This is a genomic window from Bariatricus sp. SGI.019, assembly GCF_050315235.1.
Classification (GTDB): domain Bacteria; phylum Bacillota; class Clostridia; order Lachnospirales; family Lachnospiraceae; genus JAFBIX01.
Genome location: NZ_JBNPOQ010000027.1, coordinates 13,863 through 27,147, shown reverse-complemented (window position 1 = coordinate 27,147; position 13,285 = coordinate 13,863). Strand labels below are relative to the sequence as shown.

Sequence of the window (13,285 nt, the reverse complement as noted above, 5' to 3'; positions counted from 1 at the left end):
TTATTCAGCATCTACCAGGGCGATACCGTAATCGGCCCATGCGGTGTAGTGAACACCTTTCTGGATTGCCAGGCAGCATACAGCAGCTAAAACTGCGAGAACACCTCTTCTTTTTATAGATTCTCCCATATGTAGGCATTATTGGTGTATCATCTTGATATCTCAGATACCTTAGAGACACCAAAATGTGTCTCTATTATTTGATAAGAATGTTAGGGAAAAATGCACAATGGAGTTAAAACTTCGTTAAATCGTGCTATAAGTTGTAGATTTTGAATGAGAAAAATGCAATAATATATGTAAGAATCGTCACTTTCTAAGTGTAGAAAAATGTGGTATAATATGAAATTACAATGTAAGAGTGAAATAGATTGGATAGAGTGAAACACAGGTGAATATGAAAGAAATGAATTATAAGTTATTGATACGGCGGACGTGTTTGATATTATTGGATGCTGTATGTATATTACTGTCATCTTTTTTCGCGTTGGCTACAAGATTTGAGTTTATTATCTATCAGATTCCCCCAGAACATCTGGAAGCACTGTGGAAGTATGAACCATGGTTCGTACTGACAACACTAATTATATTTGCATTATTTAAGATCTACAGTAGCCTGTGGGAATATGCTGGACCTCAGGAGATCTTCAGTATTATCTGGGCATGTATTGTATCTGGCGTATTAGAGATAGGGATTGTTTTGTTAAGCGGTGGTTTCCTTCCGCGCAGTTATTATCTGCTAAGGACCATGTATCTGATTGCATTCGTGGTTGGAACCCGCTTCTCTTATCGAATGATCCGGCTTAAGAAGCAGAATCGCCATCTTCCATGGAGACAGCAGAGAAGAGTTATGATTGTCGGGGCTGGAGAGGCCGGAAGATCGGTCATCGGCGAGATCCAGAACAGTAAGTATCTGAATCAGAAGATATGCTGTATCATCGATGACGATCCTGGAAAAGTTGGCAAATACATACGCGGCATTAAGATTGCGGGAGACCGCCATAGCATAAAAAAATGTGTACGAAAATATAATATACAGCAGATTATCATCACGATACCATCGGCATCGGCTGTTCAACTGCGCCCAATTCTGGATATCTGTAAGGAGACAGACTGTGAACTGAAGATCATGCCGGGAGTATACCAGCTCGTGAATGGTGAAGTCAGTGTCAGCAAGCTGCGTCCGGTTAGTATCGAAGATCTGTTGGGAAGAGAAGAGATTCGGGTCGATCTGGATGAGATCATGGGATATGTGTCACAAAAAGTGGTCATGGTCACCGGTGGAGGAGGATCCATCGGAAGTGAATTGTGCCGCCAGATTGCTGCTCATAATCCGAAGCAATTAATTATCTTCGATATCTATGAAAATAATGCCTATAGCATTCAACAGGAATTAAAGAAGAATTATCCGGAACTGAATCTGGTGGTCTTAATTGGATCAATTCGAGACGAAAAGCGCCTGAAAGCTGTCATCGGAACCTACAGACCACAGATCATCTACCATGCAGCGGCACATAAGCATGTCCCGCTTATGGAAGACAGCCCGAATGAATCCATCAAGAATAATGTGATGGGAACCTATAAGCTGGCAAACGTGGCGAATCAATATGAGGTAGAGCGCTTTATCCAGATCTCTACGGATAAAGCGGTGAATCCGACCAATATTATGGGAGCATCGAAGAGAATCTGTGAGATGATCATCCAGATGTTCGACAGATATTCAAAGACCGAATTCGTGGCAGTACGATTCGGAAATGTTCTTGGCAGCAATGGAAGTGTGATTCCGTTGTTCAAGAAGCAGATTGCTGAAGGTGGTCCTGTGACAGTAACGCATCCAGACATTATCCGCTACTTTATGACAATCCCGGAAGCAGTGTCCCTGGTGCTTCAGGCAGGAGCCTATGCAAAAGGCGGGGAGATCTTCGTACTGGATATGGGAGAGCCGGTAAGAATCCTAGATCTTGCCAAGAATATGATCCGTCTGTCCGGGCTAACATTAGGCCGGGATATTGAGATTGTGTATACGGGACTTCGTCCGGGAGAAAAGCTGTATGAAGAACTCTTGATGGACGAAGAAGGCATGCAAGAGACCAGGAATAAGATGATATATATAGGAAAACCTATTGAATTCGACGAAGAGAAGTTGTGCAGTACTTTGAGAGAGATGGCAGAAGAGACAGATGAACAGAAGATGCGAGAGCTTGTCAAAGAGATTGTTCCGACATACATGCTTCCGGAAGAATGGGAAAAAGACGTGGAGGCCTTAGCTTAGAGCGAAAGGTCTTTTGTCGTATGTAGATATGGTTGTGCAGATAGAATCAAAAAGACAGAAAGGTTATCGAAGAGAATGAATTATATATCTTTCAAATCCAAGATAGATACTGTGATTGCAGGAGCCAGTATGTTCGTGCTGTCACCGCTGTTTCTCGGAATTATTGCAGCGATTAAGATAGAGGATGGTATCACAGCCCCGGTATTCTTCAGTCAGAAACGTATTGGGATACATAAGAAGCATTTTCAATTGTATAAGTTCCGCAGTATGAAGCTGGATACGCCTCATGATATGCCGACACATCTTCTGCGCAATCCAGATCAGTATATCACGAAGGTGGGAAGATTCCTTCGCAAGACTTCTCTGGATGAATTGCCGCAGCTGTGGAATATCTTTCGCGGCGATATGGCTCTGATCGGTCCCAGACCTGCGCTGTGGAATCAGGATGACCTCATTGCGGAGAGAGACAGATACGGAGCAAATGATGTGAAGCCGGGACTTACCGGCTGGGCTCAGATCCACGGCCGAGATGAGCTGGAGATTCCAGAAAAAGCAAAAATGGATGGTCATTATGTGTCACAGCTGGGACCAATAATTGATATCAAGTGCTTCCTTGGAACATTCCTGGCAGTTTCACGCGGCGAAGGGGTGGTAGAAGGTGGAACCGGTGCAAGTAAGAAGAAAAAGAAGATTCTGGTCGTGACCAACCATTCATATATGCTCTGGCAGTTCCGAAGGGAATTGATCCAGCGCCTCATGGAAGATGCAGAGGTTGTCATCAGTACTCCATTCGTAGGACATGAGCAAGACTTCGCGGCGATGGGATGCCGGATGTTGGAAACAGACGTAGACCGTCGAGGGATTAATCCGGTAACTGACTTCCGTTTATATAATACTTATGTTAAAATATTAAAAACAGAGCGGCCAGATATGGTCGTTACATATTCGATTAAGCCGAATATCTATGCGGGATTTGTATGCAGGTTACATAAGATTCCATACTGTGTAAATGTACAGGGATTAGGAACAGCATTTCAAAAGAAGTGGCTGGCGAAGATTGTGACAGTCATGTATCGGATGGCTCTAAAAAAAGCGAAGACGGTGTTCTTCGAAAATGCAGAGAACGCTAAGCTCTTCCGGGAGAAGAAGATTACACCGGCATGGCAGCAGACAGTTCTTCCCGGAGCCGGGGTCAATCTGGAATCCTATAGCTATCAGGAATATCCGAATAACGACAAGGTTCACTTCTTATACCTGGGCCGCATTATGAAAGAAAAAGGCATGGATGAACTCTTCTGGGCAGTACAAGAACTTCAGAAAAAATATGTCGGTCAGTTTGTACTGGATCTGGTTGGATTTTTCGAAGACGAATATAAGGAACAAGTAGAAAAACTGACCCGGGATGGAGTCGCAGTATTCCATGGATTCCAGGAGAATCCAAGACCATATTATGGAAAGGCAGACTGCGTGGTGCTCCCAAGCTATCACGAAGGAATGTCTAATGTCCTTCTGGAAGCAGCAGCTACCGGAAGACCACTGATTACCAGTGATATCCCGGGGTGCAGAGAAGCAGTAAAACAAGGCATCAGCGGTCTCTTATGTCCGGTCGAAGACAGGAACGCACTTCTGCATGCGATGGAAGACTTCCTGAAACTATCCAAAGAAGAAAGAGAAGCCATGGGAAGAGCCGGAAGGAAATATATGGAAGAGCAATATGATAAAGAAAAGGTAGTAAAAAAGACATGTCGAACTATTATCTGATATTAGTATGGGTAGCGGTAGCCTGGATGATCGGGCTGTGCACCAAAGTACAGAGAACAGAATATGTGTGTGGAGAAAAGGTACAGAGGTATTACCCATTGTGGGCATTCCTGATCTATCTGCCGTTGGTGATCTGGAGTGGATTCCGTGGTTACGTAGGAGATACAGGAGCCTATATGAAGATGTTTCAGGAAATCCCAAGTGGCTTAAGAAATATACCTTCTTACATGAATACCGTAGAAAAGGATAAAGGATTTTATTTCTTATCTGCAGTCATTAAGAATCTGATCAGTGATAATGTAAATGTATATTTTATAATTCTGGCCCTGATTCAGGTGGCATTACTGATAAAAGTATATCGGAAATACTCATCTAATTATATCGTCACCTTTTTTCTGTTCGTTGCATCGACAGACTACATCTCATGGATGTTCAACGGAATCCGGCAGTTTACGGCGGTGACCATAACATTCTTTGCATTTGAGTATATTTTGAAAAAGAAATATGTACCAGCGGTGCTGACCGTACTATTTGCAGCATTGTTTCATGGAAGTGCGCTCCTGGTGCTGCCATTTATATTCATTGCTCAGGGACAAGCGTGGAATAAGAAGACAATATTATTTATCATAGCGGTTATTGTAGCAGTAATGTTCATTGGAAAGTTTACGGATATTCTGGATACCCTTCTGGCGGAGACACAGTATAAGAATGTCGTGTCTGACTGGCAGGACTTCCAGGACGATGGAACGAATATTATAAGGGTTCTGGTATATGCGATACCATCTATCCTGTCTCTGGTTGGATTACGCTTTATTAAATATGCAGATGATCCGGTTATTAATCTGTGCACAAATATGTCAATTGCTTCGGTAGGATTCTATGTCGTGTCTATGTTTACCAGTGGAATCTTTATTGGAAGACTGCCGATTTATTTTTCTTTGTATAGTTATATCTTACTTCCGTGGGAGATTGAGCATATGTTTAGTGAGAAATCGATAAAATTAGTGTATCTGGCTATGATTGCAGGATATCTGGGATTCTACATGTACAGTATTATGGGACTTGCTTAGGTATTCTGTGGGAAAGGAAGCAGATTGTGGAGACAATAAGGGTATTACATGTTGTGACATATATGGGACGTGGCGGCTTAGAGACCATGCTTATGAATTATTTTCGACAGATTGACAGAAGCAAGGTAATGTTCGATTTCCTGGTTCATCGGGACTTTGAGGCGGACTATGACAGAGAGATAGAGTCACTGGGAGGGCGTATCTATCATGTCTCTCGGTTGATTCCATGGAGTAAAAATTACAGAAATGAATTAAAACGAATCTTTCGAGAACATCCGGAGTATAAGATTGTACATGTACATCAAGATTGCCTTAGTTCAGTTGCGTTGGAATGTGCCAAAGAATGTGGTGTGCCAGTTCGAATTGCTCATAGTCACAATAGTAATCAGGATAAGAATTGGAAATATCTGGTAAAGCGATATTATATGAAGAAAATCCCAAACTATGCAACGGATCTTTTCGCCTGTGGCAAGCTTGCCGGAGAGTGGATGTATGGAGAACATCCTTTTCAGATTCTCTGTAATGCAGTTGATGCAGAGCAGTATATGTATTCAACGTCTGTTTCAAAAAGAGTTCGTTATGCATTAGGTATTAAAGATGAGATAGTAATAGGACATGTTGGGCGTTTTCATCCCCAGAAGAATCACACATTTCTAATAGATGTATTTTGCGAATGTATAAAGCAAAATCCGAATATGAAGTTATTGCTTATTGGAGATGGCGAAGGCAGGAAAGAGATTGAAGAAAAAGTCCGTAATACAGGGATTGAGGAGAAGGTTCTATTCACAGGAGTGCGTTCTGATGTCAATGAATTACTACAAGCAATGGATGTGTTTGTGTTTCCTTCCCTGTATGAAGGATTGCCGGTAACTATGATAGAAGCACAAGCGGCTGGATTGCCATGTGTTATTTCGGACCAAGTATCCGAGGAATGTATTGTAACAGAAGGGTTAGTGACAAGAAAAAGTTTAGATGAGACACCTGTTGAATGGGCTGACTATATTTTACAACGAGTCCGTCAGCAGAAAGAAAATCATATTGAGGAAATAATAGCGGCTGGTTATGATATTACTACAGCTGCAAAATGGCTGGAAGGATATTATCTTCAGTGTGAAAGGAAGTAATTTATGGCATTATTGACGGTATTTACACCTGCGTATAATCGGGCACATACTTTGCCGCGCACCTATGAAAGTCTACGCACACAAGATTGTAAGGACTTTATCTGGTTGATTATTGATGACGGTTCTAGTGATAATACAAAAGAATTGGTAAAGAGTTGGCAGAGTAAAGAGAATGGATTCGATATTCAATATATATACAAGGAAAATGGTGGTATGCATACAGCACACAATACAGCATATGAGAATATCCACACAGAGTTAAATGTATGTATTGATTCGGATGACAGGATGGCACCCGGTGCAGTGGGAAAGATCAAATCAACATGGAAGATAATTCGAGATAAAGGGTATGCGGGTATCATTGCGTTAGATTCTGATTTTGTAGGGAATATTATTGGAACAGGATTCCCAGAAGGCATGTGCGAAACAACTTTGGGTGGTTACCATGCTGCCGGAGGAGTTGGTGATAAGAAACTAATTTACCGTACAGATGTTATTAATAGCGTGCCTCCCTATCCAGTATTCCCAGAAGAAAAATATGTCGGCTTGATCTATAAATATACGCTGATTGATCAGAAATATAAACTGTATGTTTTGAATGATGTTGTATGTGAAGTCGAGTATCAGGCAGATGGCTCAACTGGAACTATGTGGAAGCAGTATTTGAATAATCCAAAAGGATTTGCTTTTCTGAGAAAGACTGCAATGCAATATCCGATTAGTCAGAAAAGGCTGATTCAGGATTGTATCCATTATTGTTCCAGCAGTCAGATTGCGAAGAATAAGCGATATATACAGGAGTCTCCACGAAAGATACTTACAGTTTTGTGTACTCCGGCAGGGTGGATATTGACTTTGTTAGTTCGAAAAAAAGCAAGGGAACAAGATGTGAGAAGTAGATAATTATGAAAAAGAAAGTGTTGATAGTTACTCATTTTATGGCAATTGGCGGGGCAGAGCGTGCGTTATTGGGTCTGCTCAACGGATTTGATTATAGCAAATATGAAGTGTCATTGTTCCTTTTTAGGCAAGAGGGGGAACTACTTCCGTTGATTCCGAAGGAGGTTTATTTGTTGCCAACGATTGATCAGTATGCGACATTGGCTCGCCCAATTTCTGGAGTAGCGAGAGAAGGGCATTATTTACTTGCATTTTCGAGAATAATTGGAAAATTGTCGGCGAAAATATATGATTCAATCCATCATTATGGTACCAGCAGTGAAGTGGCGATAGAATATAGTCACAAGTTTACAAAGTGGTTAATGCCAGAGATTACTCCAGATGTAACGTATGATTTAGCAATTAGTTTTTTGACGCCGCATTATTTTGTGGCAGAGAAAGTAAAGGCAAGAAAAAAGATAGCGTGGATTCATACAGATTATTCTTTTGTACAAATTGATGTCAAATCTGAGATGAAAATGTGGAATCGCTATGACCATATAGTTGCAATCTCAGAAGCATGTGAAGAATCATTTGTTCAATGTTTCCCTGAATTGAGAAAAAAGATGATACGAATGGAAAATATTTTGTCAATAGATTTTCTCCAAAGTCAGGTTAAGATGCCGGTGTCAGAGAGATTACAGTATAATGGTAAGATTATATTACTTTCGATTGGCCGATTCTGTACTGCTAAAAACTTTGATAATATTCCAGATATCTGTAGGAGAATTCTTGAAAAAGGAATAGATGTTATCTGGTATATTATTGGATTTGGCGCAGATGAGAAACTCATCCAACAGAAAATTCTGGAAAGTCATATGGAAGAGAACGTAATTCTTCTGGGAAAGAAGGAAAATCCGTATCCATATGTTGCAATGTGTGACTGGTATATTCAGCCATCCAGATTCGAAGGAAAGGCTGTTACTGTTCGTGAGGCACAGGCATTGCATAAACCTGTAATTATTGCAAATTATCCGACTGCTAAAAGCCAGCTTATAGATGGTTATGATGGATTAATAGTGCCACAGGATAATGAAAACTGCGCGAAAGCAATTGCTTCGATATTAAAGAACAGTGCATTGAAAGAAACATTAATAGAGAATACATATCACGAAGATTATTCAAACAGTATGGAAATGCAGAAACTATACAATTTGATGGGAGAGAATGATGATACCTAAAATCATACATTATTGCTGGTTTGGAGGCGAAAAACCCAAAAAAGTATTAAAATGTATTGAAAGCTGGAAGAAGTGTTTGCCGGATTATGAGATTAGAGAATGGAATACCAGTAATTATGATGTTGAAGCATTGCAGTATACAGCAGATGCATATAAGGCTCACAAGTATGCTTTTGTGAGTGACGTTGCAAGAGTAAAAGCGCTCTATGAATATGGAGGGATTTATCTAGATGCGGATGTGATGGTATATAAGAACTTTGATTCTATTTTAAGTCACAGGTGTGTCTTTGGATTTGAGGAAGAACTATATGTGGCAACAAGTTTTATGGCTTGTGAGGCACAGCATCCACTGATGGAACAGTTTCTTTCGCTTTATTCTAACCTGTCGTTTTATGATAAAGAAGGAAGGATTATCCCGGGAACTAATGTCAGTAAGCTGACAAATATGCTTATGGATATAGGGCTTCAGCGAAACGATCAGTTACAAGAACTGGAAGAGGGTATTACAATCTATCCGCAAGAGTACTTTTCTCCTTATGATTATGGAAATTGTATTCATCACAATACAGAAAATACAATATGCGAACACCTCTTTTTTGTGTCATGGATGTCTTGGACTACGAGAGTAAAAAAAGGGATTAAGCATATTATTGGACCATTATTAGGAAAAGAAAGAATGAATCAATTGAGGAAAATAGGATGCCGTTAGTTAGTGTAATTGTTCCAGTATATAAGGTTGAAAAATATATAGAACGTTGTGTAGAGAGTCTTTTAAAACAAACGTTACAGGATATTGAAATCATCTTAGTAGATGATGGAAGCCCAGATAATAGTGGTATTATCTGTGATAAAATGCAAGCAGCAGATAAGCGAATAAAAGTGGTACATAAAAGCAATGGTGGTTTGAGTAGTGCACGTAATGCTGGATTACAAATTGCCACCGGGGAGTATGTTGGATTTGTGGATTCAGATGATGACGTTGAGCTGGATATGTATGAGAAGATGTATACAATTGCAAAACATGAAAACGTTGATTTTGTTATGTCTGATTACATGAGAGTATTAGAATCCGGTAAAGTATATTTGAAAACACTGGAAATTGCGTCTGGTCGATATGATAAAGAGAAGATCAGAAAAGAAATCTATCCCCAATTAATTATGGGAGAAAATCTTGATTATGGACCGTTGCTTTCTGTATGGCATTGTCTATATAGAAAAGAGTTTTTAGATAAGTATCAATTACATTTTGATGAAGAAGTAAGATGGTCTGAGGATAATATATTCAGCTCTTTTGTGGGATATTATGCGGACAGCTTTTATTACATGAAAGGGCAGGGATTATATCACTATTATCAAAATCCAGGTACGATTACGACAACATATCGAAGAGGTGCGTGGCAAGTTTATTGTACGATGAATGAACATTTGCACCAATTTTTTGATCAGGTTGAGGACTATGATTTTGACAGACAATTAAAATTACATATGGTTTATTATGCATGTAACTGTATTGGACAAGAACTAGGTCTGCCTTCTAATGAAGCAAAGGATGGAATTAAGAAAATATTACAATCAATGCAACTGAGAGATGCATTCTCTGACTTTTCCATTCCGAATGTGCCTCTTAAATTGAAAGTGCAGCTTTATCTAATGAAATGGAAGCAGGCAGGCCTATTATATTTATTGAAAAAGTAGTCTATGTAAGGAAGCAATTATGCCAAAAGTATCAATCATTATTCCGCTATATAATAAAAGTAAATATATTTCATCAACGCTGGATTCCGTTTTGCAGCAAAAATATAAGGACTATGAAGTAATTGTTGTGAATGATGGTTCAACGGATGATAGTTTGATGATAGCGAAAAGTTATGAAATAAAGGATCATCGCATTCATGTGCTTGATATCTCTAATGGAGGAGTTTCACATGCGAGAAATATTGGCTTAAGTTATGCACAAGGAGAATGGATACAATTCCTGGATGGCGATGACAGGATTGATGAGGATTATTTGGTAAAAGGTGTTGAGTTGGCTGAAAAATATGACGTAGATATTCTTTTTACGAACTTCCAGATGGTTGACGAAGATGGAAGATGTAAAAAAGAGATTGTTGCTTCATTACAAGGTCTTTGTACTCAGAATAATCTGTGTCAGTTGTTTATAGAACAGCAATATGAGAATGGATATTTTGGATATATTTCAAATAAATTGATTCGCAGACGTACTTTGGATAAATCAAAAGCAAAATTCCCAGTGGGAATTACTCTGGCGGAAGATTTGGATTTCTATGCACAGATATATCCGGAAGTAAGAAAAGCGTATTTTGCAGAAATAAATAGTTTTTATTATTTGCAGACGGATTGCAACTACTTAAATAAGGATAAGATTGATTACTTTGCTCAGTTACTTGTTCAGTTAGAGATTCGAAAATGGTTTGTAAAAAGTGGAGAGTATGTAAAGTATGAAAGAATATTAGATAAAAAAGTATCGGAATATGTTTTCTTTGCTTTATTTCATGGAAAAGAAGATAATCAGGATATAAAAGTGATTTATCAGAACATGATCAATAGTGATGAAATTTTCGATTGTATTCATCCAGAGTGTTTCCATAAATTTGAAAAAAATCTGCTTCAAGCAGTGAAAAAGAAAAATTATCTTGCAGTTTTACTATTGTTAAATGGCAGGAGAGTAATAAGAGCTCTTTATAGGAGGATAAAAAATGGGTAGAATATTCCTCTATAATCATGGTGGAAGTGGTAATCATGGGTGCGAAGCATTGGTTCGTACTGTATGCATGTTACTTGGGACTGAGGGAAAGATTAGATTGTTGTCGGAATCACCACAACAGGATATACATTATGATATTCAGAAAGTGGCAGACATTGAACCTGCAATAACTGCATATTCAAAACTTAGTATTGATTTTCTGAAAGCATATCTCCATCTAAAAAGAACGGGAGACTACTTTCCAATGGATGTTCTGCCTTATCTTAAAAGTATAAAGGCTCTTAATCCAGGAGATATAGAGATATCAATTGGCGGAGATAATTATTGTTATGAATATTATCCGAAGTTTATCAAACTGCATGAGCTTATCTGTAAAAGAGGCTGCAAATCGGTTTTATTAGGTTGCTCTTTAGAAGAAGAGTTATTTAATGATCCTGATTTTGTGGAAGATATGAAACGGTATGATTATATCTCTGCAAGAGAATCTCTTACATATCAATTATTAAAGGATGCCGGACTTACGAATATTGGATATGCACCAGATTCTGCTTTCCTTCTTCCGGCTGAAGAATGTCCGTTACCGGAAGGATTTAAGGAATATAATACTATCGGATTGAACGTAAGCCCATTGGTAATCCGAAAGGAAGGAAAAGACGGAATTGTATATGCGAATTTTGTATATATGATTCAGTGGATTCTGGAACATACGGACTGCGCAGCAGCGCTGATTCCGCATGTTGTGTGGGAAAGTAATGATGATCGGACTGTGTTGCGTAAATTATATGAGGAGTTTGCAGATACAGGAAGAGTAGTACTTATTGAAGATTGTAATTGTATGCAGCTAAAAGGGTATATCTCAAGATGCCGATTCTTTGTAGGTGCAAGAACACATGCAACGATTGCAGCATATTCCTCGAATGTGCCAACATTAGTGCTGGGCTATTCAATAAAGTCGCGAGGGATAGCAACAGATTTATTTGGAACAGATGAAAATTATGTGATTCCAGTGCAGAAACTACAGGAGAAGGAAGATTTGGCAGAGGCATTACAGTGGATTATCAGAAATGAAAATAGTATACGCAATGAAATAAAAGGGGTTCTGCCAGGATATATGGAAAGGGCAAAGGATGCATTGAATAATGTGAAGAATCTTTTGCAATAGGGAAAGAGGATGTTATATTATTTTTCTGAATATAGTTATAGAGGAAATCATGCAGGAACGAAAGCTCGTAATGATGTAGAAGAGATTCTTGGACAAATGGGTGCAAAACCTATTAATGCTAATACGTTTGAATTACGTTGTGATGAAAAAGAAGAGTATATTTATTCTAATGTAAAAAATCGATTTGATTTGATGGGGTTATTTTTACGTATACGAAAAATAAAAAAGCAAACAGTGTTTATTCAATATCCTATGTTGGCTTTTGATTTCCAGGAAAAATATTTTAGAGAAATTGCGAAACATAATAAATTAGTTTTATTAATTCACGATTTACATTGTTTGCGCATTCCAAACGAAGAAAAATTAAAAAAGGAGATTTCGTTGTTAAATATTGCATCTGTGTTGATTGTCCATAATCGCTTTATGGCACAGAAAGTGAAAGCATTGGGTGTGAATGTTCCTCAAATATATTGTCTGGAAATGTTTGATTATTTATGTTCCGGTCCATTGAATCAAAAGCATTGTGAAAAGAAAAGTATCGCATTTGCCGGAAATCTTGGAAAATCAGAGTTCCTTCCAGAATTGATTAAGAGTAATTCTCAAATAGAATTCAAATTCTATGGATCTGGCTGGGATGATAAATGGAGTAATAAAAATGCAAAATATTGTGGTAGTTTTAAACCTGAGATTATCCCAGAGAAGATAAGTGCAGGTTTTGGATTGGTATGGGATGGCAATAGCATCGTAGATGGAGCAGGTCCATTGGGAGAATATACACGGATTAATAATCCACACAAGTTATCACTTTATCTGGTGGCAGGAATACCTGTAATTGTCTGGGAAAAAGCTGCAGTTGCTGAATTTGTTGAGAAATATAATGTAGGTATTACGGTGGAGCGGATAGATGATCTTAGTACTGTTCTTGATACTATTACAGAGCAAATGTATGCAGATATGAAACAGAATGCTATTAAAATTCGAGCAAAGTTAGTATGTGGCGATTTCTTAAAAGGCATATTAAATCAACTATGAGGAAACAAGGAGAAGTGCA

11 protein-coding genes are annotated in these 13,285 nt (G+C 38.7%); all 11 read left to right on the top strand.

The features are described 5' to 3' along the window. Positions 1 to 397 precede the first annotated feature (397 nt). Entirely contained in the window at positions 398 to 2,272 is a 1,875-nt protein-coding gene (locus ACQRD1_RS13495; RefSeq protein WP_427787825.1) for a polysaccharide biosynthesis protein, read from the top strand. A 75-nt stretch (positions 2,273 to 2,347) separates the two neighbouring features. Next, on the top strand, positions 2,348 to 4,033 hold the full coding sequence (locus tag ACQRD1_RS13490; RefSeq protein ID WP_427787823.1) for a sugar transferase: 1,686 nt from the start codon (positions 2,348 to 2,350) through the stop codon (positions 4,031 to 4,033). Further along, the gene (locus ACQRD1_RS13485; protein ID WP_427787821.1) at positions 4,015 to 5,103 is read left to right on the top strand and encodes an EpsG family protein; all 1,089 of its coding nucleotides are present in this window, start codon (positions 4,015 to 4,017) and stop codon (positions 5,101 to 5,103) included. Before ACQRD1_RS13490 ends, ACQRD1_RS13485 begins: the two co-directional genes overlap by 19 nt. A 26-nt stretch (positions 5,104 to 5,129) precedes the next feature. After that, positions 5,130 to 6,227, top strand: a complete 1,098-nt coding sequence (locus ACQRD1_RS13480; protein WP_427787819.1) for a glycosyltransferase family 1 protein — start codon at positions 5,130 to 5,132, stop codon at positions 6,225 to 6,227. Between the two features lie 3 nt (positions 6,228 to 6,230). After that, positions 6,231 to 7,130, top strand: a complete 900-nt coding sequence (locus ACQRD1_RS13475; protein ID WP_427787817.1) for a glycosyltransferase family 2 protein — start codon at positions 6,231 to 6,233, stop codon at positions 7,128 to 7,130. A 2-nt stretch (positions 7,131 to 7,132) separates the two neighbouring features. Continuing rightward, positions 7,133 to 8,347: a glycosyltransferase gene (locus ACQRD1_RS13470; protein ID WP_427787815.1), complete on the top strand. Its 1,215-nt coding sequence runs from the start codon at positions 7,133 to 7,135 to the stop codon at positions 8,345 to 8,347. Next, a complete protein-coding gene (locus ACQRD1_RS13465) occupies positions 8,334 to 9,056 on the top strand; it encodes a glycosyltransferase family 32 protein (RefSeq protein ID WP_427787813.1) in 723 nt (240 codons plus the stop codon). The genes ACQRD1_RS13470 and ACQRD1_RS13465 overlap by 14 nt, the downstream gene beginning before the upstream one ends. Next, positions 9,047 to 10,042 (top strand): glycosyltransferase family 2 protein, encoded by a 996-nt coding sequence (locus ACQRD1_RS13460; protein ID WP_427787811.1) that lies wholly within the window; start codon positions 9,047 to 9,049, stop codon positions 10,040 to 10,042. Before ACQRD1_RS13465 ends, ACQRD1_RS13460 begins: the two co-directional genes overlap by 10 nt. Positions 10,043 to 10,061: 19 nt before the next feature. After that, entirely contained in the window at positions 10,062 to 11,072 is a 1,011-nt protein-coding gene (locus tag ACQRD1_RS13455; RefSeq protein WP_427787809.1) for a glycosyltransferase family 2 protein, read from the top strand. After that, positions 11,065 to 12,234 carry a polysaccharide pyruvyl transferase family protein gene (locus ACQRD1_RS13450; RefSeq protein ID WP_427787807.1) on the top strand — a complete coding sequence of 390 codons (1,170 nt, stop codon included), beginning with the start codon at positions 11,065 to 11,067 and terminating at the stop codon, positions 12,232 to 12,234. Before ACQRD1_RS13455 ends, ACQRD1_RS13450 begins: the two co-directional genes overlap by 8 nt. A gap of 9 nt (positions 12,235 to 12,243) precedes the next feature. Then, a complete protein-coding gene (locus ACQRD1_RS13445) occupies positions 12,244 to 13,266 on the top strand; it encodes a hypothetical protein (protein WP_427787805.1) in 1,023 nt (340 codons plus the stop codon). Positions 13,267 to 13,285: the final 19 nt, after the last annotated feature.

Coding starts and splice junctions, on each gene's coding strand:
- ACQRD1_RS13495 (WP_427787825.1), top strand. CDS start 398: ATGAAAGAAATGAATTATAAGTTATTGATACGGCGGACGTGTTTGATA.
- ACQRD1_RS13490 (WP_427787823.1), top strand. CDS start 2,348: ATGAATTATATATCTTTCAAATCCAAGATAGATACTGTGATTGCAGGA.
- ACQRD1_RS13485 (WP_427787821.1), top strand. CDS start 4,015: ATGTCGAACTATTATCTGATATTAGTATGGGTAGCGGTAGCCTGGATG.
- ACQRD1_RS13475 (WP_427787817.1), top strand. CDS start 6,231: ATGGCATTATTGACGGTATTTACACCTGCGTATAATCGGGCACATACT.
- ACQRD1_RS13470 (WP_427787815.1), top strand. CDS start 7,133: ATGAAAAAGAAAGTGTTGATAGTTACTCATTTTATGGCAATTGGCGGG.
- ACQRD1_RS13465 (WP_427787813.1), top strand. CDS start 8,334: ATGATGATACCTAAAATCATACATTATTGCTGGTTTGGAGGCGAAAAA.
- ACQRD1_RS13460 (WP_427787811.1), top strand. CDS start 9,047: ATGCCGTTAGTTAGTGTAATTGTTCCAGTATATAAGGTTGAAAAATAT.
- ACQRD1_RS13455 (WP_427787809.1), top strand. CDS start 10,062: ATGCCAAAAGTATCAATCATTATTCCGCTATATAATAAAAGTAAATAT.
- ACQRD1_RS13450 (WP_427787807.1), top strand. CDS start 11,065: ATGGGTAGAATATTCCTCTATAATCATGGTGGAAGTGGTAATCATGGG.
- ACQRD1_RS13445 (WP_427787805.1), top strand. CDS start 12,244: ATGTTATATTATTTTTCTGAATATAGTTATAGAGGAAATCATGCAGGA.